This window comes from Streptomyces sp. NBC_01190 (assembly GCF_045039895.1).
Taxonomy (GTDB): domain Bacteria; phylum Actinomycetota; class Actinomycetes; order Streptomycetales; family Streptomycetaceae; genus Actinacidiphila.
On sequence record NZ_CP108580.1, the window covers coordinates 5,351,014 to 5,368,379 of the forward strand.

The window sequence follows — 17,366 nt, forward strand, 5'->3', positions numbered from 1 at the left end:
ATCTGGACGGTCCGCATGGCCTGGATGTTCTGGACGCCATGGGCTTTATGGATGGTCAACGGGAAAAGCAGGCCGTACGGAAGGTGACCAGACTGCCACACAGCGTGCCGATCCGGGAAACGCCTCGGGGTGCCCGGCCACGTCAGGACCAGGCACCCCGGGCAGATGCCACCGGATGGGCTACTCGGTGCGCAGCCCGTCCGCCCGCATCAGCCGCCACAGCGGCGGCATGCTCAGCAGCGTCACCGCGAACACCACGCCGGCGCCGATCGCCGACATCGCGGCGACGCTGCCCCAGTCGGTGTGGAAGGGCTCACCGACCATGGCGAGCAGCGCGGCGCCGAGGCCGATACCGCCCGCGCAGGCCAGCAGCAGCCCGAGCACCACCGGTATCGCGGTCTGCCAGAGCACCGACCAGGCCAGCGCGATCCGCTTGGTGCCGAAGGCGACCAGCACGGCCAGCAGCTTCTTGCGGTCCCGCAACTGCTCCAGCATCGTCACCAGCAGACTGGCCCCGATCAGCGCCATGGTGAGCGCGGCGCCGGCGAACAGGCCGCGCCTGAGCTGGGTGAAGGCGGTCTTCTCGCTGGTGCTCCTGATGCTCAGCACCGCGACACCCGGACCGAGCTTCGCCCCCGCGTTGCGGAGGTACTCCATCGCCTCCGGCTGCTTCGGGTCGAGCGAGACCAGGATCTGCGAGCTGGGCATCCGCAGCCGCCCGGCGTCCAGCGTCTGCGGGGTGACGAACAGCCCCCAGTTGTGGTCGCCCGCCGGGTCCGTACGGGAGGTGGCGGGACGCAGATCGGTCGGGACCGTCCACAGTTCGGGCGTGCCGGTGTACTTCTCGCCGTCCGGGACGTTGAGGTCGAGCTTCGCCCCCGGTTTGGCGTACTTCGCCAGCGACCCGTCGTCCCCGCCGTCCGTGGAGGGGACCAGGAAGGCGCTGCCGGCCGTGCACGAGGTGATGGTGGCCATCTGTTCGAGGGTCGGGCAGTCGGCGACGGCGAGCGGGATGTACGCGAGGTCGGTGGCCGGCGCGGATTTCGCGTCGGGCTGGGTGGCACTCCCGTCGACGTAGCCGAAGACCTGCTGGACGCCGGTGGTGGCGGCGATCGTGCTCATGTACCGCCGGGTCTGGGCGCCGTTGGTGATCGGCGCCAGGACATGGGCCTGGGCCCGGGTCGGGTCGGCGCCGGTGCTGGAGACGAAGGTGCCGTCGACACCGGTGAAGAGCATCTGGAGGGCGATCGCCCCGGCCACCGCGACCGTGACACCGCTGACCATCCGGGCCGACGCGTTGCTGTTCAACTGGAGCCTGCGGACGGCGAGCTGCCAGGCGACGGGTCCGCCGCGCAACCGTCCGACGACCGACTCCACCAGCCACGGCAGCACGGCGGTGACCCCGATGAGCAGCAGGATCGTGCCGAAGGCGATCTGGTACTCGTTGATGTGCGCGTCGCCCTTGACCGCGCCGAAGAGCGGGACGAGCAGCAGCAGGCCGATCGCCGGGATCACCAGCCGCCACCACAGCCGGCGCGGCCGGCCGAGCGACTGCCGGACCACGCCCAGCGGTTCGATCGTGGTGCCGCGCAGGCTCAGCATGGTGACCACGACCGCCGCGAGCGGCACCGCGAGCACGATCAGCAGCGCCAGGCCCGCGTTGGGCGTCAGGTCCGACGGGTAGGCGGAGATGTCCCTGATGGTGATCCGCGAGGAGAGCCCGCGCCCGATCAGGAAGAAGACCGCGCCGAGCAGCAGCCCGAGCACCGCCCCGAAGAGCGCCTCACCCGCGGCGATCCGGCGGGTCATCTGTATGTCGGCGCCGACCAGCCGCAGGGCGGCCAGCCGCCGGTCCCGGCGTTCGCCGCCGAACCGGACCGCGGTCCCGACGAACACCGCCACCGGCAGCAGCAATACCACCAGCACGATGAGCAGCAGCAGGTCGAACACCGGGCCCATCGGATCGGAGTCGGCCGGCCGGCCGAAGCCGGCCACCCGGTCGGCGTCGCCGGTGCGGTAGTCGGCGTCCCGCGCGGTCAACCGGTCACTGCCCGCGTAGTAGTAGAGGTCGGCGGGACCCATCAGCCCGGCGTGCCCGATGGTGCCGTCGATCCGGTACGGGAGGCGCTCGCGCAGCAACGGCGCGGCGGCCAGCAGCTTCCGGAGCGCGGGGGAGACCACCATGTGCCCGGCGGGCGGCAGTTCGGCGACGCCCGGCGGGCGCTGCGGCTTCGTCCCCTCGGGACGCACCAGGATCCCCGTGATGGCCTTGTCGTGGTAGGTGGTGGAGGCGTCGGCAAGGAGCAGGGTGCTGTCGGTGGGCTTGGCGATGTAGCCGGTGGTCTGCGGGTTGCGGGCCGCCCACCTCTCCTCGCGGTCGTGCATCATCGCCGGGACGGCGGCGGCGAGCAGCAGCATCGCCACGCCCAGGCCGACGCCGACCCCGGTGAGGATCGTCCGGGTCCAGCCCTCGCGGCCGCCGCCCGCGGCGAAGCGGACGCCGAGCGCCAGATCACGTATCCAGGTCCGCGGCGAGACGCGCTGCTCGGGCTCCCGGCCGTGCGGCCCGCGGGGGCCGATCGCGTCGACACCGATGGAGGGGCCGGAGGGACCAGAAGAGTCGGGAGGGCCGGAAGAGCCGGGGGAGATGGCGGAGCCGCTCATGACACCCGTTCCATGTCGCGCGACTTCCCGTCCCGCACGACGATCTCCCGGTCGGAGTACGCGGCCACCCGCGGCTCATGGGTGACGAGCACCACCGCCGCGCCCGTGTCGTGGGCCGCCTCGGTCAGCAGCCGCATCACCCGCTCGCCGTTGAGGGAGTCGAGCGCGCCGGTCGGCTCGTCCGCGAAGACCACCCGCGGTCCTGAGACCAGCGCCCTGGCCACCGCGACCCGCTGGCCCTGGCCGCCGGACACCTCACCGGGCCGCTTGCCCGCGATGTCGGAGACCTCCAGCCGCTCCAGCCAGCCGACCGCCTTCGTCTCGGCCTCGCGCCGCTTGACGCCGCCGAGCCGCAGCGGCATCGCCACGTTCTCCGCACAGGTCAGCTCCGGCACGAGCTGGCCGAACTGGAAGACGAAGCCGAACTCGGAGCGGCGCAGCGCGCTGCGCTCGCCGTCGGACATCACCATCAGGTCCCGGCCGCGGTAGAGCACCTCACCGGAGTCGGCCCGCACGATGCCGGCCAGACAGTGCAGCAGCGTCGACTTGCCGGATCCCGACGGTCCCATCACGGCCACCACCTCGCCGGCGTGGATGGTCAGATCGGCGCCGTCGAGCGCGGCGGTGGGGCCGTAGGCCTTGCGCAGCGCCGTCGCGACGAGCAGGGGTTCGGGTCGGTCGTTCATCGGGCCACCTCCGCGGCGAGCTGGTCGAGCCGGACCGCGGTGAGCTCCAGCCACCGCAGGTCCGCCTCCAGATGGAACAGGGCGTGGTCGCAGATGAGCTGGTCCGCGAGGTCGCCGGCCGACTTGCGCCGGGTCAGCTCCCGCATCAGCCGCAGGTGCTCCGCGCGCTGGGTGTCGAGCAGGTCCGCCGCCGGGCGGCCGGTCAGCAGCGCGAGGACGACCTTGGTGTAGAGAGTGGTCTGGAGATACGGCTCGGGCTTCTCCGGCTGGGCGAGCCAGGCGGCCACATCGGTGACCCCGGCGTCGGTGATGGCGTACCGCTTGCGCTCGGGGCCGCCGCCCGGCTCTATCCCGTCGACCTCGACCAGGCCGTTCTTCAGCAGCCTCGCCATGGTCGAGTAGACCTGTCCGTAGGCGAGGGGCCGGTCGTGTCCGAAGCGTTCGTCGAATGCGCGCTTGAGGTCGTAACCGTGGCGCGGTCCGGACTCCAGGAGCCCGAGAAGGGTGTGGCCGATTGACATGCGGAGCACACTACACGACGGGTATACATCGCGTGTATACACCGAGGGAATGGTCCACCCCGCTGGTTCGTACCGCTCCCTGCCGGGGCCGTGCCGCTCCGTGCCGGTCCCTGTTGCGTTCGCACCGGCCCCACCACGCGGTGCAGCCCCGGCGCACGGGAGGTGATCACGTGCGCCGGGGCTGCGCTCTGGGGGCGGGGCGCGGGGTCAGCCGCGCTTGACCGCGTCGGCGATCCGGTCGCCGATCCGCTGGTCGATGCTGCGCCAGTAGGCCAGGGCGCGCTCCAGCACCGGCGCGCTCACCCCGTCGCTCAGGTGGCCCGACACATTGGTGACCAGCCGGTCGCGGGCCGCGTCGTCCATCACCTCACGGACCAGCGTGCCCGGCTGGCCGAAGTCGTCGTCCTCGGCGTGCGGGGTGTACGCCTCGCGGACCATGTCGCCGGCCGCCCGCCAGCCGGCGATGTCCCGGTACGCCTCCGCCGACGCGGCCGGTCCGCCGTAGGAGTTGGGGGCATAGGGCGCGCCCACCCGGTTGGGCTCGAACCGCATCGGACCGTCCTTGGCGTACGAGTGCACCGGCACGTGCGGGCGGTTCGGCGGCAGTTGCGCGTAGTTGGGGCCGATCCGGTACCGGTGGGTGTCGGGGTACGAGAAGAGCCGGCCGAGCAGCATCTTGTCCGGCGACGGGGCGATGCCCGGCACCATGTTGGACGGCTCGAAGGCGGCCTGCTCGATATGGACGAAGTAGTCCTCGGGGTTGGCGTCCAGCGTCATCCGGCCGACCTCGATCAGCGGATAGTCGCCCTGCGGCCACACCTTGGTGAGGTCGAACGGGTTGAAGCGGTAGTCGGGCGCGTCGCCGAACGGCATCACCTGGACCTTCAGCGTCCAGGACGGGTGGTCGCCGCGCTCGATGGCCTGCCACAGATCCTGCCGGTGCGCGTCCGCGTTCTGCCCGGCCAGCTCGTCGGCCTCGGCCTGGGTGAGGAACTCGATGCCCTGGTCGGTCTTGAAGTGGTACTTGATCCAGAACTTCTGGCCGGACGCGTTGATCCACATAAACGTGTGCGACCCGTAGCCGTTCATATGACGGTACGTCTTCGGGATACCGCGATCGCCCATCAGCCAGGTGACCTGGTGCGCCGACTCCGGTGAGAGCGTCCAGAAGTCCCACTGCATGTCGTTGTCGCGCAGCCCGTTGTCCTGGCGGCGCTTCTGACTGCGGATGAAGTCCTGGAACTTGATGGTGTCCCGGACGAAGAACACCGGTGTGTTGTTGCCGACCAGGTCGTAATTGCCGTGCTCGGTGTAGAACTTGAGCGCGAAGCCGCGCGGGTCCCGCCAGGTGTCGGGACTGCCCTGCTCGCCGGCCACGGTGGAGAACCTGGCCAGCATCCTGGTGCTCCGGCCCGGCTGGAAGAGATCCGCCTTGGTGAACTGGCTGACGTCGTTGGTCACCTCGAACCTGCCGTACGCCCCGCTGCCCTTGGCGTGCACCACCCGCTCGGGGACCCGCTCCCGGTTGAACTGGGCCATCTTCTCGATCAGATAGTGGTCCTGGAGCAGGATCGGCCCGTCGGCCCCCACCGTCAGTGAGTGCTCGTCGCTCTCCACCGGGATGCCGGCGTTGTTGGTGGTGTGCTGGAAGTTCGGCGTACTCATCGGGCAGTCCTCCGTCCGGTGCCGGTCCGCGGACACCGTAGGTCGCGTCACATCGCGGGGCTGCTACCCACACTCGCACCGAACACGCGACCCGGCACGCCAGGTGACCGCATCATCACCATACGTGTCGGGACGCGCGCGACGCGACCACCACTCGGGGGACACGACCGGCCGGGGGCTCGGCCACTACCCGAGGGGCAGCTCGAACCAGACCACCTTGCCCGCGCCGAGCCGGGTCGCTCCCCAGCGCTGCGCCATCCGGTTGACCAGATACAGCCCGCGGCCGCCCTCCTCCTCCGGCGCGGCGTGCCGCATCCGGGGCAGCAGCGGGGCGTCGTCGCCGACCTCGCAGCGCAGCACGTCGGTCCGCAACAGCCGCAGCGTGATCGGCCGTTCCGCGTACCGGACCGCGTTGGTGACGATCTCGCTGACCAGCAGCTCGGCCGCGTCCAGCTGGTCGTCCAGGTCCCAGCGGCGCAGCGCCTGCCGGACCAGCCGGCGGGCCCGACCCGCGGTCTGCGCCTGCGGCTCCAGGAACCAGTAGGCGACATCGCTCGGCGAGATCCCGTCGAAGCGGGCGGCCAGCAGCGCGATGTCGTCGTCCCGGTCGCCGGGCCCGAGGATCTCCAGCACCTCGTCGCACAACGGTTCGAGCGGTGGCGGCGAGACCACCGACGCGGCCGCGTGCAGCCGTTCCCGCAGCAGCTCGATGCCGCCCCAGACATCGCGGCTGCGGGACTCCACCAGGCCGTCGGTGTAGAGCAGCAGCGTCGCGCCGGCCGGCGCGGGCAGCTCGACGGCCTCGAAGGGCACCCCGCCGACACCGATCGGGGCGCCCGGCGGCACCCGCAGCACCTCGGCGAGACCGTCGGCGTGCAGCAGCACCGGCGGCGGATGGCCCGCGTTGGCCACCACCAGCCGGTGCGCGATCGGGTCGTAGACGGCGTAGACACAGGTCGCCATCCGGTCCTGGCCGAGCCGCTGGGCCTGCTCGTCCAGGTGGTAGAGGACCTCCTGCGGCGCGAGATCGAGCCCGGCCAGGGTCTGCACGGTGGTACGGAGCTGACCCATGATCGCGGCCGAGGTCATCGAATGGCCCATCACATCGCCGACCACCAGCGCCACCCGGCTGCCCGGCAGCGGAATCGCGTCGTACCAGTCGCCGCCGACCCGGGCCGACTCGGCCGCCGGAAGATAGCGGCTGGCCAGCCGCACCCCGGTCGGCTGCGGCAGCGAGTCCGGCAGCATCTCGCGCTGGAGGGCGTCGGCGATGTACGCCTCGCGGCCGTAGAGCACCGCCTTGTCCACGCCGAGCGCGGTGTGGGTGGCGAGCTGGGCGGCCACCAGCAGGTCGTCGTTCTCGAACGGCGGCCGGTCGGCGCTGAGCAGCAGCACCGCGGCGCCGATCACCCGCCGCCGGCCGCGCAGCGGGGCCAGCAGCGCCCGGCGGCCGGTGGGAAGTGGGCTGTCCGGGTGGCCGAGCAGCTCTTCGAGCGCGTCCGCGGCCCGCCGGGACTCGGCGAACACCGGGCGTACGCCGCGCAGCACCTCGGCCAGCGGGCCGTCGAGCAGCACACTGATCGGCTCCGAGCCGTAGGCGGGCTCCAGCGCCGGCAGCACCGGCAGGGCGCCGACCGGGGCGTCGTCGTCCGAGGGTCCGTTGAGGCTGCCGTCCGCCCGGCGCAGCCGCAGTCGCAGCGGACCCGACGGGCGCTCGTCGCCGACCGGCAGCGGATCGCGCAGAAAGACCATGATCACATCGGCGAAGGCCGGTACCGCCGACCGGCACAGCCCCAGCAGGATCTCGTCCAGGTCGAGACCGCGGGCGATCCGCCGGGTAGCGGCGCCGACATACCGCAGCCGGTCGGCCTCGGGGCCGGTCTGGGCGGGCATCGGGATGCGCGTGCCCACCGAGTCCTCGTCCCCGGGATGTCCCGCCGCCTCCAGCGGGGTATCCCGCGGCGGCGTGCTCAGATAAGCGCCCAACGCCTCGCTCCCGTCCGTCGTCGCCACGCCCCAGCCGCTGCCGTGCGCCGGGACCGGCGTGATCGGCGGAAACGGTGGGAGCCCGCTCGGCGTCCCGCCGTACCCGGCGAACTCGCCGCCGTCGATGGTGCCAGCGGAGTCATTGTCTCCGCCACTCGTCCTCGCCCCGGGCCCGGGGTGCGGCTGGCCGGTCACCGTACCGGATTCGCCCTCAGGGGCCGGTGGTTGGGGTTCCCGGCCACCGGATCCGGCCGCGCCGGGAGCCTCCGCGTGCGCGGCCGCCGGGTGCGGATCGGCCACGCCGTGGTCGTGCGCGTGCCACTCGCCGGCCGCACCGGCGGGATAGCGGGCGCCGCCCCGCGGCTGCCGACCGGGCCCGGGCGGGGTGGGACGCGGGGTGTCGGGGGCGTCGAGAGGTGCGCGCGGGTCATCGGCGGAAGCCCCCGGAAGGGGGTCCGCAGGGGCTGGGCGGGGCGGGTCCGTGGTCACGCGAGTCGTTCCATCCGTCGGTGCGCCGCCGCGGGCCGGCGTGCGGCGGGGCTCGGGCCTGGTCAGGCGCGTCGGCAGTAAAGGAAGATCTGCTCCTCCGGCGGCACCTCGACGCTCGCCGGAGCGTAGGCGTAGGCGTCCTCCTTGATGACCTCGAACCCCGCGTCCGTCACGACCTCGACCAGTTCGTCCCGTAGATAACCCGATACCCGGATGGTGTGGCCGAGGAACGGAATCGACACGTCGTCCACATCCGCCTCCACCATCGACAGCGCGAGCAGCCCGCCGGGTGCCAGCCGGCCGTGGATGGCCCGCAGCACCACCGGGATCTCGGCCCTGGGGAGCATCAGCAGGGCGAAGAACGCGGTGACGGCGTCGAAGGTGTCCCCGGCTGGCGCTGCGGGATCGGTCGGCGCGGCGGGATCTGCGGGAACCGTGGGATCTGCCGGACCGGCGGGAGCCGTCAGGTCCGGGAGATCCGCGAGATCCGAGATGTCCGCTTCCACGAAGCGGGCGCCCGGCACGTTCCGCCGGGCCAGCGCGAGCATGCCGGGCGACAGGTCGACGCCGGTCACCCGCAGCCCCGCCGCGCTGAGCTGTGCCGCGGTCGGCAGCCCCGTACCGCAGCCCAGGTCGAGCACCCCGGCCCCGGCGGGCAGCGCGGCGAGCAGCCACTCACCGGCCGCGAGCTGGCCCTCCTTGTGCGGGAACGCCTCGTCGTAACGGTCACCGATCGCGTCGAACGCCGCTGCCTGGCCGCTGCGGTCCCGTGCGGGACCCGCACCGGAGCCGGTCTCGGTGGTCTCGCTGATCTCGGCGCGCGACTGCTCGTAGTTGCCGGTTCCCACTGCTCAGGGCCTCCGTGACTGTCCAAGCGATCCGGGTGGTGCGGCGTGCTGTGGTGCGGTTGGCATATGCCGAAGGCATCAGCCGACAACAAAGTCCGTGACGTGTCGTCAAACTCTAGGCCCTGGTGCGTATTTGCGCAGTCCTCAGGAGCACGATCCTACGGTTGACCGCCAGGGGCGCAACAAGAGGCTCAGGCGCATCGGTTCGTGCGCCGGGGGTCAACCCTGCGCCGGCGCGGCCGGGTCAGTCGGCCGGACGGTCCCAGTCGGCCGGGAGCGCGGGCACCGGCCAGGCCGGGTCCGGCCGCCAGTCCTCCCAGTGGTCGCGGAAGGGCGAGGCCCACGACCCGATGAGCCCCACCGCGCGCAGCCCCGCCTGCCGGACCTGCGGCGCCAGCTCGGGCGACATCAGACCGTCCGTCTGGGCCTGCGCGAACTCGTCCTCGTCCAGCCAGTGCCAGCTCCGGTCCGGGCGCACCGAGATGTCCAGGAAGTGATCCACCGAGTCCACCCCGCGCGACCAGCGGCGCCGCGGCTCCTCGAGGTTCACGTACCAGCTCCTGAACCGCCAGCCCTCCTCCCAGAAGAGCCATACCGACCACGGCTCGTCCGGCCGGGCCAGCTTCAGTACGCCGGAGCCGAACCACTGGTCGCGGGTGGCCACCCGCGGCTTGCGATAACGGGTGGCGAGCGGCTCGTGGTGGACCAGGGTGCCGTCCGCGAGCACCGGCTTCACACACGGCGTCCCCGGCGCCATCCACACCGCCAGCAGGTCGGCGTCGTCCCGCACCACGGTCACCGGCCGGGCGATGTGCACCTCGCCGGTGCCGTTCCAGCGATAGCGCCACAGCACTTGCTCGCCGGGGGCCCAGAAGTGCCGCTGCGGTCCGTTCCTGAAGGTGGTGTCGACGTCGGCTGTCATGAACAGAGCTTACGGAGCAGGTGTTACGGACGCGTCATACGCAGCACGTCCAGCGCTTCGTCGAGTTGTGATTCGGTCAGCTGCCCGCGCTCGATGTAGCCGCCCTCGACCACGACCTGACGGATCGTCTTGCGCTCGGCCAGCGACTTCTTGACCACCTTGGCGGCCTCCTCGTAGCCGATGTAGCGGTTGAGCGGGGTGACCACGGAGGGGGAGGACTCCGCGTACTCCCTGGCCCGCTCCACGTTGGCGGTGATCCCCTCGACCGTGCGGTCGGCGAGCAGCCGGGTGACGTTCGCCAGCAGCCGGACCGACTCCAGGATGTTGCGGGCGATCACCGGCAGCATCACGTTCAGCTCGAAGTTACCGGCCGCGCCGGCGGTCGCGATCGCGGCGTCGTTCCCGATGACCTGGGCGGCGACCATCAGCACGGCCTCCGGGATGACCGGATTCACCTTGCCCGGCATGATCGAGGAGCCCGGCTGGAGATCGGGCAGCGCGATCTCGGCCAGGCCGGTGCGGGGGCCCGAGGACATCCAGCGCAGGTCGTTGGCGATCTTGGTGAGGCCGACCGCGATCGTACGGAGCTGGCCCGAGGCCTCCACGATGCCGTCCCTGGCGCCCTGGGCCTCGAAGTGGTCGCGGGCCTCGGTCAGCGGCAGCCCGGTCGCCGCCGCCACCTCCGCGATCACCGCGGCGGGGAAGCCGGCCGGGGTGTTGATGCCGGTGCCGACGGCGGTGCCGCCCAGCGGCAGCTCGGCCAGCCGGGGGAGGGCGGACCGGAGCCGCTCGATGCCGTAGCGCACCTGGGCGGCGTATCCGCCGAACTCCTGGCCCAGCGTCACCGGGGTGGCGTCCATGAGGTGGGTCCGGCCGGCCTTCACCACCGTGGCGAATTCGGCCGCTTTCAGCTCCAGGGCTTCGGCCAGCCGGGTCAGCGCGGGGATCAGGTCCCGGGTCACGGCGGCGGTCGCGGCGATGTGGATGGAGGAGGGGAAGACGTCGTTGGAGGACTGGGAGGCGTTCACATGATCGTTCGGGTGGACGTCCCGGCCGAGGCGCTCGGTGGCCAGGGTGGCGATCACCTCGTTCGTGTTCATGTTCGAGGAGGTGCCGGAACCCGTCTGGAACACGTCGATCGGGAACTCGGCGTCCCACCGCCCGGCGGCCACCTCCGCTGCGGCCTCCTGGATCGCCTCGGCGATCTCCTTGTCGACCACCCCCAGCTCGGCGTTCACCTTCGCGGCGGCGGCTTTGATCCGGGCCAGGGCTTCGATGTGCGCGCGTTCGATCCGCTGCCCGGAGATCGGGAAGTTCTCCACCGCCCGCTGCGTCTGCGCCCGCCACTTGGCCGCCCGCGGCACCCGCACCTCGCCCATCGAGTCATGCTCGATCCGGTACTCGTCCATACCCATACAGTGCCCGCCCCGCCGCGATTTGTTCCCCTTTCGCATGGCCACACTCGCACGAACCTCCCATTGCCGCCCTCGCACGGCTCGGCTCCTGGGGGCCTCACCGGCTTCGGCCGGCTGCGCCGGACTCCGTCCGTCGGGGGGTGGGCGGCGGCGACGGGCGCCGGCCGGTCGGGTGGCGGGCCGGGGTGGCAACCTCGGGTGGCGAGGGCCGCGGGTGCCCGGGGTTGCCGCCGGAGGCTTACGCTCCGTGGCGGACCGGGATCGAGGTGAAGGTGGGGGCCGGCGCCGGGGGCACGTTTTGATCGCCGCCCTCGCACGGCTCGGCCCCGGGGGGCCTCACCGGCTTCGGCCGGCTGCGCCGGACTCCGTCCGTCGGGGGGTGGGCGGCGGCGACGGGCGCCGGCCGGTCGGGTGGCGGGCCGGGGTGGCAACCCCGGGGTGGCGAGGGCCGCGGGTGCCCGGGGTTGCCGCCGGAGGCTTACGCTCCGTGGCGGACCGGGATCGAGGTGAAGGTGGGGGCCGGCGCCGGGTCCTGGAAGAAATCGTTGCCCTTGTCGTCCACGACGATGAACGCCGGGAAATCCTCGACCTCGATCTTCCAGACCGCTTCCATGCCCAGCTCGGCGTATTCGAGGACGTCGACCCTCTTGATGCAGTCCTGGGCCAGCCGGGCCGCCGGGCCGCCGATGGAGCCCAGGTAGAAGCCGCCATGGGCGGCACACGCGTCGGTGACCTGCTGGGACCGGTTGCCCTTGGCCAGCATCACGAAGGAGCCGCCCGCCGCCTGGAACTGCTCGACGTACGCGTCCATCCGGCCGGCCGTGGTGGGGCCGAAGGAGCCCGAGGCGTAACCCTCCGGGGTCTTGGCCGGGCCGGCGTAGTAGACCGCGTGGTCCCGCAGGTACCCCGGCATCTCCTCGCCCGCGTCGAGCCGTTCCTTGATCTTCGCGTGCGCGATGTCGCGCGCGACGACGAGCGGCCCGGACAGCGACAGCCGGGTCTTCACCGGGTACTTGGTGAGCTCCGCCCGGATCTCGGCCATCGGCCGGTTCAGGTCGATCCGCACCGCGTCCTGGTCGGCCTCGTCCAGGTGCTCCTCCGTCGTCTCCGGCAGGAACCGCGCCGGGTCCGTCTCGAGCTGTTCCAGGAAGACCCCCGCCGCGGTGATCTTGGCCAGCGCCTGCCGGTCCGCCGAGCAGGACACCGCGATCGCGACCGGGCAGGACGCCCCGTGCCGGGGCAGCCGCACCACCCGTACGTCGTGGCAGAAGTACTTGCCGCCGAACTGCGCCCCGATACCGATCCGCTGGGTCAGCTCGAAGACCTGCTGCTCCAGCTCCTTGTCCCGGAAGCCGTGGCCGGCCGCCGACCCCTCGGCGGGCAGCTCGTCCAGATAGTGCGCCGACGCGTACTTCGCGGTCTTCAGCGCGAACTCCGCGCTGGTCCCGCCGACCACGATCGCCAGGTGGTAGGGCGGACAGGCGGCCGTACCGAGGGAGCGGATCTTCTGCTCCAGGAACCGCATCATGGCGGACTCGTTGAGCACCGCCTTCGTCTCCTGGTACAGGAAGGACTTGTTGGCGCTGCCACCGCCCTTCGCCATGAAGAGGAACTTGTACGCGCCCCCGTCGGTCGCGTACAGCTCGATCTGGGCCGGCAGGTTGGAGCCGGTGTTCTTCTCGTCCCACATGGTCAGCGGCGCCATCTGGGAGTAGCGCAGATTGAGCTTGGTGTACGCGTCGTAGATGCCGTGGGACAGCGCCTCCTCGTCGCCGCCCTCGGTGAGCACCTGCTGGCCGCGCTTGCCCATCACGATCGCGGTGCCGGTGTCCTGGCACATCGGGAGGACCCCGGCGGCGGCGATGTTCGCGTTCTTCAGCAGGTCGAGCGCGACGAAGCGGTCATTGGCGCTGGACTGCGGGTCGTCGAGGATCCGGCGGAGCTGGGCGAGGTGGGCGGGGCGCAGATAGTGCGAGATGTCGTGCATCGCCTCCGCCGCGAGCAGCCGCAGCGCCGCCGGTTCCACCGAGAGGAACGTCCGGCCGCCGGCCTCGAAGGTGCTGACGCCCTCGGAGGTGAGCAGGCGGTACGGGGTGGTGTCCTCGCCGAGGGGCAGCAGATCCGTATAGACAAACTCAGGCATGGGGGGCATCCTCACTCGGCTGCGTCGACGCTGAAGCGCGTCAAGCGTAGAACGTCGGCGGGGCGCGCTCGGTGTGAGGTGGCGCTCACCGCTGGACCCGGGCCTCCCGGGGCGGAGCCGGTTCTTCGGCGGAGCCCGCGCCGGTTGTCCGGGGCGCCGTCGAACCCCTAGGGGCCGGACTCCGGCGGACTTCAGGGTAGTCGCGATCTATCGCGTCTGTGTACGGTGATGGCGTGGACGAATCGTCGCTCGAAAAGCGCCCGCAACCCCCATCGGGCCCGCAATCGGACCCCCAGCCGACGTCAGCGTCGGCCTCGCATTCGGACCCCCAGCCGACGTCGCAGCCGGCCCCCCAGGCGGCCTCGCAGCCGACCTCCCAGCCGGGCCCCCGGCCGGCCGCGCGTCCGGTCCAGCCGGCGAGCGCCGGCCGACCGGTCGCCGACGCCGAACTGCGCGCCTCGGACGCCGACCGGGACCGGATAGCCGACATCCTGCGGGACGCCCTCGCCGAGGGCCGGCTGGACGCCGCCGAGCACTCCGAGCGGCTCGACCAGGTCTACGCGGCCAAGACGATCGGCCAACTGGAGCCGCTGGTAAGGGATCTGCCGATGGGCCGGGCCGCCACCGCGAGCCACGCGCCCGCCGCGCCCCGAGGCTACGACCCGGGGCAGAGCGGCGAGAACCCGCACCTCGTGGGCATCCTCGGCGGCGCCGAGCGCAAGGGCCGCTGGCGGGTGGGCAGCCGGATCACCGCGGTGGCCATCCTGGGCGGGATCGAGATAGACCTCACCGAAGCCACCTTCACCGCGCCGGAGTTGGTGATCCACTGCACCGCGATCATGGGCGGTGTCAGCATCCGGCTGCCGGAGAACGTGACGCTGCGCGGCGGCGGCGTGGTCGGCGTCATGGGCGGCTCCGACATCAAGGCGTTCGAGGCGCCCGATCCCGGCGCACCCGTGGTCCGGGTCGACGGACTCGCCTTCTGGGGCGGCGTGGAGGCAAAGGCCAAGCGGGGTAAGAAAGTCAAGGACTGGACAAAGAAGCCGCTCGAAAGTTGAAGCCGCGCCTACTGGTTGACGGCGGCGAAAAACGCCCGGCGGCGAACACGGTGCGCATGAAGTCGCGTACAGCGGGTAGGGGATGGAGCACGCCGTCGCCCGGCAGCTCAGGCATCCCCAGCCCGCGGACCCGGTCGACGACGCCAGCGTGGCAAACGCCGAGCCGTCGTCAGGAGTTATCCGTGCTGCAACCGATCGAGCCCGCCACGGTCCCCGCTCAGCCACCAGGCCACCCGCGGGACCCCGGCGGTCCTTGGCACTCCGATGCCGCCTGCCGCAGCGACGAGGCGGGGCTCTTCTTCGCGCCTTCCAAGGAACCGACCGCGGCGCGACTGTCGCGTGAGGAAGCCGCGAAGCGGGTGTGCGCCCGGTGTCCGGTGATGCTCGAATGCCGTGAGCACGCGCTGCTCCAGCCGGAACCGTACGGTGTGTGGGGCGGGATGACGGCCGCCGAGCGCCGCGTGGTGCTGGCCCGCAGACGGCGCCGTGAGGTCGAACTCCAGCGCCCCGCCGCGTCCATAGCGGCGGCCGGCTGACCCACCGCTCTCCCACCCCTCCACCGCGGCCCTGGGACGACGGGGCTCGGGCGGCGGCGGCCGGGGCGGGGCGGAGCGGTGAGAGGGTGAGAGGCAGTCCGGTCAGCGGGCCCGGTCGAAGTCGATCGCGCTGTACGCCCGCAGCTTCGACAGCCGGTGCACCGAGTCGATCTGCCGGATGGTGCCGGACTTGGACCGCATCACCAGGGATGAGGTCGTCGCGGTCTCGGCGCGGTAGCGCACCCCGCGCAGCAACTCGCCGTCGGTGATGCCGGTGGCCACGAAGAAGACGTTCTCGCCGCTGACCAGATCCCCGGTGTGCAGCACCTTGTCGAGGTCATGGCCCGCGTCCAGCGCCCGCCGCCGCTCCGCGTCGTCCTTCGGCCAGAGCTTTCCCTGGATGGTGCCGCCCAGGCAGGTGATCGCACAGGCGGCGATGATGCCCTCCGGCGTACCGCCGATGCCCAGCAGCAGATCGACGCCGGTCCCTTCGCGTACCGCCATGATCGCGCCGGCCACATCGCCGTCCTGGATGAACTTGATACGGGCGCCGGTCTCCCGGATCTCCTTGACGATGCCGTCGTGGCGCGGCCGGTCGAGCACCACGACGGTCACGTCCTCCGGCGCGCCGCCCTTGGCCTTCGCCACCCGGCGGATGTTCACCGACGGCGGCGCGGTGATGTCCACGAACTCGGCGGCCTCCGGGCCGGCCACCAGTTTGTCCATGTAGAAGACGGCCGACGGGTCGAACATGGTGCCCCGGTCGGCCACCGCCAGCACGCACACCGCGCTCGGCATGCCCTTGGCGGTGAGCGTGGTGCCGTCCACGGGGTCCACCGCGACATCGCACTCCGCCCCGGTGCCGTCGCCGATGCGCTCCCCGTTGAAGAGCATCGGCGCCTTGTCCTTCTCGCCTTCGCCGATCACGACGACGCCGTTCATCGAGACGGTCGACACCAGCGTCCGCATCGCCTTGACGGCGGCACCGTCGGCGCCGTTCTTGTCACCGCGGCCGACCCACCGCCCGGCGGCCATCGCGGCGGCCTCGGTGACCCGGACCAGTTCGAGCGCGAGGTTGCGGTCGGGCGCCTCCGGGCTCACTTCGAGCTGCGGGGGCAAGTGCTGTTCGGTCATCACGCGCACCTTTCTGTACGGGACGGCCGGACGGCCGGAATTGGACGGGCATAGGCGGGCAAAGACGTTCTTGGACGGATAAGGACGGAAACAGACGGGCACGGACGAAAATGACCATGAACGACAGGGATGAGCATGAGCCGTGGTTCGAACTTATCGTTTACCCGGCAATATGAGCAGTACATGTGTCAGATGAGCGGTCGAGTGACGGTGCGGCTGTCCGGAGCCGACGGGCGGACCCGGCGGTCGGCGGGATCGGCGGCATGGGGGACGATAGGCCCGTGGCAGCAGACAAACGTGGCAACAAGACTCTCGTGGACCTGACGCTGTCGTTGATCGTGCTCGGGTTCGCCGTCTTCCTGATCTACCTGTTCATCCCGCACGACTCGAACGCGGACCCGGTGCGGGTGGTCCCCTTCTCGGTCGAGCTGGGCCAGGCGCGACGCGACGCGCCCTTCCCGGTGGCGGGCCCGGAGGGCCTCGGCGCGCGGTGGCGCTCCACCTCCGTCACCTACGACGGCGCCAACCGGCAGGACATCACCTGGCACCTCGGCTTCATCGACCCACAGGAGCAGTACGTGGCGCTCGAGCAGAGCAACGGGCCGGCCGACACCTTCATCGCCGACGTCACCCTCAACGCCCACCGCGACGGCACCCGCACCGTCCAGGCCGGCGGCCAGAGCTGGCAGCGCTACACCGGTGGCCGCTACACCGCCCTGGTCCGCAAGGAGCACGACGTCACCACGGTCGTCCTCGGCACGGCCCCCGACACGCAGCTCGCCCAGTTGGCCGGCGCGCTCACCTCAAGCCGCGGCCCGCAGCACATCTCCTCGTAGGGCCGGGGCTCAGCGTCCTGCCGGTCTCGCAAGGCTGGCCGCCCAAGCGCCTGGCGGCTGGGCGTTCCGGGGGCCTCGCCGCCCGGCGTCCGCCCCGCCCCTCCGGCCCTCCCGCCCGGTCACTTCCCCCGCTCGCCCCGCGCCGCCTCCTCGCGGTCCACCGTGCGCTGCTCCGCCTCGCCGGCCGCCAGCTCCTCCTGCTCCTCCGCCGCCAGCACCGCGTCGAGCCGCGCCCTGGCCCCCTCCAGCCAGTGCCGGCAGAGCCTGGCCAGCTCCTCGCCCCGCTCCCACAGCGCGAGTGACTCCTCCAAGCTCACGCCCCCCGCCTCCAGCCGCCGCACGACATCGACGAGCTCGTCACGCGCCTGCTCATAACCGAGCGTCGCCCGGCCCTCCTGATCTCCAGCCATGCCGCCACCCTAGGGCGTCCCTCCGACACCCCACCCCGAGTGGCCGGGATGCC

At 71.9% G+C, this 17,366-nt stretch carries 14 protein-coding genes; 3 read left to right on the forward strand and 11 right to left on the reverse strand.

The window, feature by feature from the left end:
* Positions 1-180: 180 nt before the first annotated feature.
* The 9 genes from OG519_RS22565 to OG519_RS22605 form a co-directional block, all read right to left on the reverse strand.
* The gene (locus tag OG519_RS22565; RefSeq protein WP_405586884.1) at positions 181-2,664 is read right to left on the reverse strand and encodes an FtsX-like permease family protein; all 2,484 of its coding nucleotides are present in this window, start codon (positions 2,662-2,664) and stop codon (positions 181-183) included.
* Positions 2,661-3,350, reverse strand: coding sequence for an ABC transporter ATP-binding protein (locus OG519_RS22570; RefSeq protein WP_405586887.1), 690 nt, complete (start codon positions 3,348-3,350; stop codon positions 2,661-2,663). The genes OG519_RS22565 and OG519_RS22570 overlap by 4 nt, the downstream gene beginning before the upstream one ends.
* A complete protein-coding gene (locus OG519_RS22575) occupies positions 3,347-3,871 on the reverse strand; it encodes a PadR family transcriptional regulator (RefSeq protein ID WP_405586890.1) in 525 nt (174 codons plus the stop codon). Before OG519_RS22575 ends, OG519_RS22570 begins: the two co-directional genes overlap by 4 nt.
* A gap of 207 nt (positions 3,872-4,078) precedes the next feature.
* Entirely contained in the window at positions 4,079-5,536 is a 1,458-nt protein-coding gene (locus OG519_RS22580; RefSeq protein ID WP_405586892.1) for a catalase, read from the reverse strand.
* Between the two features lie 186 nt (positions 5,537-5,722).
* On the reverse strand, positions 5,723-7,822 hold the full coding sequence (locus OG519_RS22585) for a SpoIIE family protein phosphatase (RefSeq protein ID WP_405586894.1): 2,100 nt from the start codon (positions 7,820-7,822) through the stop codon (positions 5,723-5,725).
* A gap of 251 nt (positions 7,823-8,073) precedes the next feature.
* A complete protein-coding gene (locus OG519_RS22590; protein ID WP_405592913.1) occupies positions 8,074-8,823 on the reverse strand; it encodes a class I SAM-dependent DNA methyltransferase in 750 nt (249 codons plus the stop codon).
* 280 nt (positions 8,824-9,103) lie between these two features.
* The gene (locus tag OG519_RS22595; protein ID WP_405586897.1) at positions 9,104-9,781 is read right to left on the reverse strand and encodes a DUF402 domain-containing protein; all 678 of its coding nucleotides are present in this window, start codon (positions 9,779-9,781) and stop codon (positions 9,104-9,106) included.
* A gap of 23 nt (positions 9,782-9,804) precedes the next feature.
* Positions 9,805-11,190: a class II fumarate hydratase gene (locus OG519_RS22600; RefSeq protein ID WP_405586900.1), complete on the reverse strand. Its 1,386-nt coding sequence runs from the start codon at positions 11,188-11,190 to the stop codon at positions 9,805-9,807.
* A gap of 484 nt (positions 11,191-11,674) precedes the next feature.
* Positions 11,675-13,339 carry a fumarate hydratase gene (locus OG519_RS22605; RefSeq protein ID WP_405586901.1) on the reverse strand — a complete coding sequence of 555 codons (1,665 nt, stop codon included), beginning with the start codon at positions 13,337-13,339 and terminating at the stop codon, positions 11,675-11,677.
* A 233-nt stretch (positions 13,340-13,572) separates the two neighbouring features.
* On the opposite strand from OG519_RS22605, the gene OG519_RS22610 reads away from it, so the two are divergent.
* Positions 13,573-14,397 (forward strand): DUF1707 domain-containing protein, encoded by an 825-nt coding sequence (locus OG519_RS22610; RefSeq protein WP_405586904.1) that lies wholly within the window; start codon positions 13,573-13,575, stop codon positions 14,395-14,397.
* Positions 14,398-14,579: 182 nt separating this feature from the next.
* Positions 14,580-14,933 carry a WhiB family transcriptional regulator gene (locus OG519_RS22615; protein ID WP_405586906.1) on the forward strand — a complete coding sequence of 118 codons (354 nt, stop codon included), beginning with the start codon at positions 14,580-14,582 and terminating at the stop codon, positions 14,931-14,933.
* 102 nt (positions 14,934-15,035) lie between these two features.
* Here the strand turns inward: OG519_RS22615 and glpX are convergent, their stop codons facing one another.
* A complete protein-coding gene (gene glpX, locus OG519_RS22620) occupies positions 15,036-16,067 on the reverse strand; it encodes a class II fructose-bisphosphatase (RefSeq protein WP_405586909.1) in 1,032 nt (343 codons plus the stop codon).
* 281 nt (positions 16,068-16,348) lie between these two features.
* On the opposite strand from glpX, the gene OG519_RS22625 reads away from it, so the two are divergent.
* Positions 16,349-16,903 carry a DUF4245 domain-containing protein gene (locus tag OG519_RS22625; RefSeq protein WP_405586912.1) on the forward strand — a complete coding sequence of 185 codons (555 nt, stop codon included), beginning with the start codon at positions 16,349-16,351 and terminating at the stop codon, positions 16,901-16,903.
* A 119-nt stretch (positions 16,904-17,022) separates the two neighbouring features.
* Here the strand turns inward: OG519_RS22625 and OG519_RS22630 are convergent, their stop codons facing one another.
* On the reverse strand, positions 17,023-17,313 hold the full coding sequence (locus OG519_RS22630; RefSeq protein ID WP_405586914.1) for an exodeoxyribonuclease VII small subunit: 291 nt from the start codon (positions 17,311-17,313) through the stop codon (positions 17,023-17,025).
* Positions 17,314-17,366 lie beyond the last annotated feature (53 nt).

Excerpts from the sequence above, each read along its gene's own strand:
- OG519_RS22565 (WP_405586884.1), bottom strand. The coding sequence starts at position 2,664 with ATGAGCGGCTCCGCCATCTCCCCCGGCTCTTCCGGCCCTCCCGACTCT.
- OG519_RS22570 (WP_405586887.1), bottom strand. The coding sequence starts at position 3,350 with ATGAACGACCGACCCGAACCCCTGCTCGTCGCGACGGCGCTGCGCAAG.
- OG519_RS22575 (WP_405586890.1), bottom strand. The coding sequence starts at position 3,871 with ATGTCAATCGGCCACACCCTTCTCGGGCTCCTGGAGTCCGGACCGCGC.
- OG519_RS22580 (WP_405586892.1), bottom strand. The coding sequence starts at position 5,536 with ATGAGTACGCCGAACTTCCAGCACACCACCAACAACGCCGGCATCCCG.
- OG519_RS22595 (WP_405586897.1), bottom strand. The coding sequence starts at position 9,781 with ATGACAGCCGACGTCGACACCACCTTCAGGAACGGACCGCAGCGGCAC.
- OG519_RS22600 (WP_405586900.1), bottom strand. The coding sequence starts at position 11,190 with ATGGACGAGTACCGGATCGAGCATGACTCGATGGGCGAGGTGCGGGTG.
- OG519_RS22605 (WP_405586901.1), bottom strand. The coding sequence starts at position 13,339 with ATGCCTGAGTTTGTCTATACGGATCTGCTGCCCCTCGGCGAGGACACC.
- glpX (WP_405586909.1), bottom strand. The coding sequence starts at position 16,067 with ATGACCGAACAGCACTTGCCCCCGCAGCTCGAAGTGAGCCCGGAGGCG.
- OG519_RS22630 (WP_405586914.1), bottom strand. The coding sequence starts at position 17,313 with ATGGCTGGAGATCAGGAGGGCCGGGCGACGCTCGGTTATGAGCAGGCG.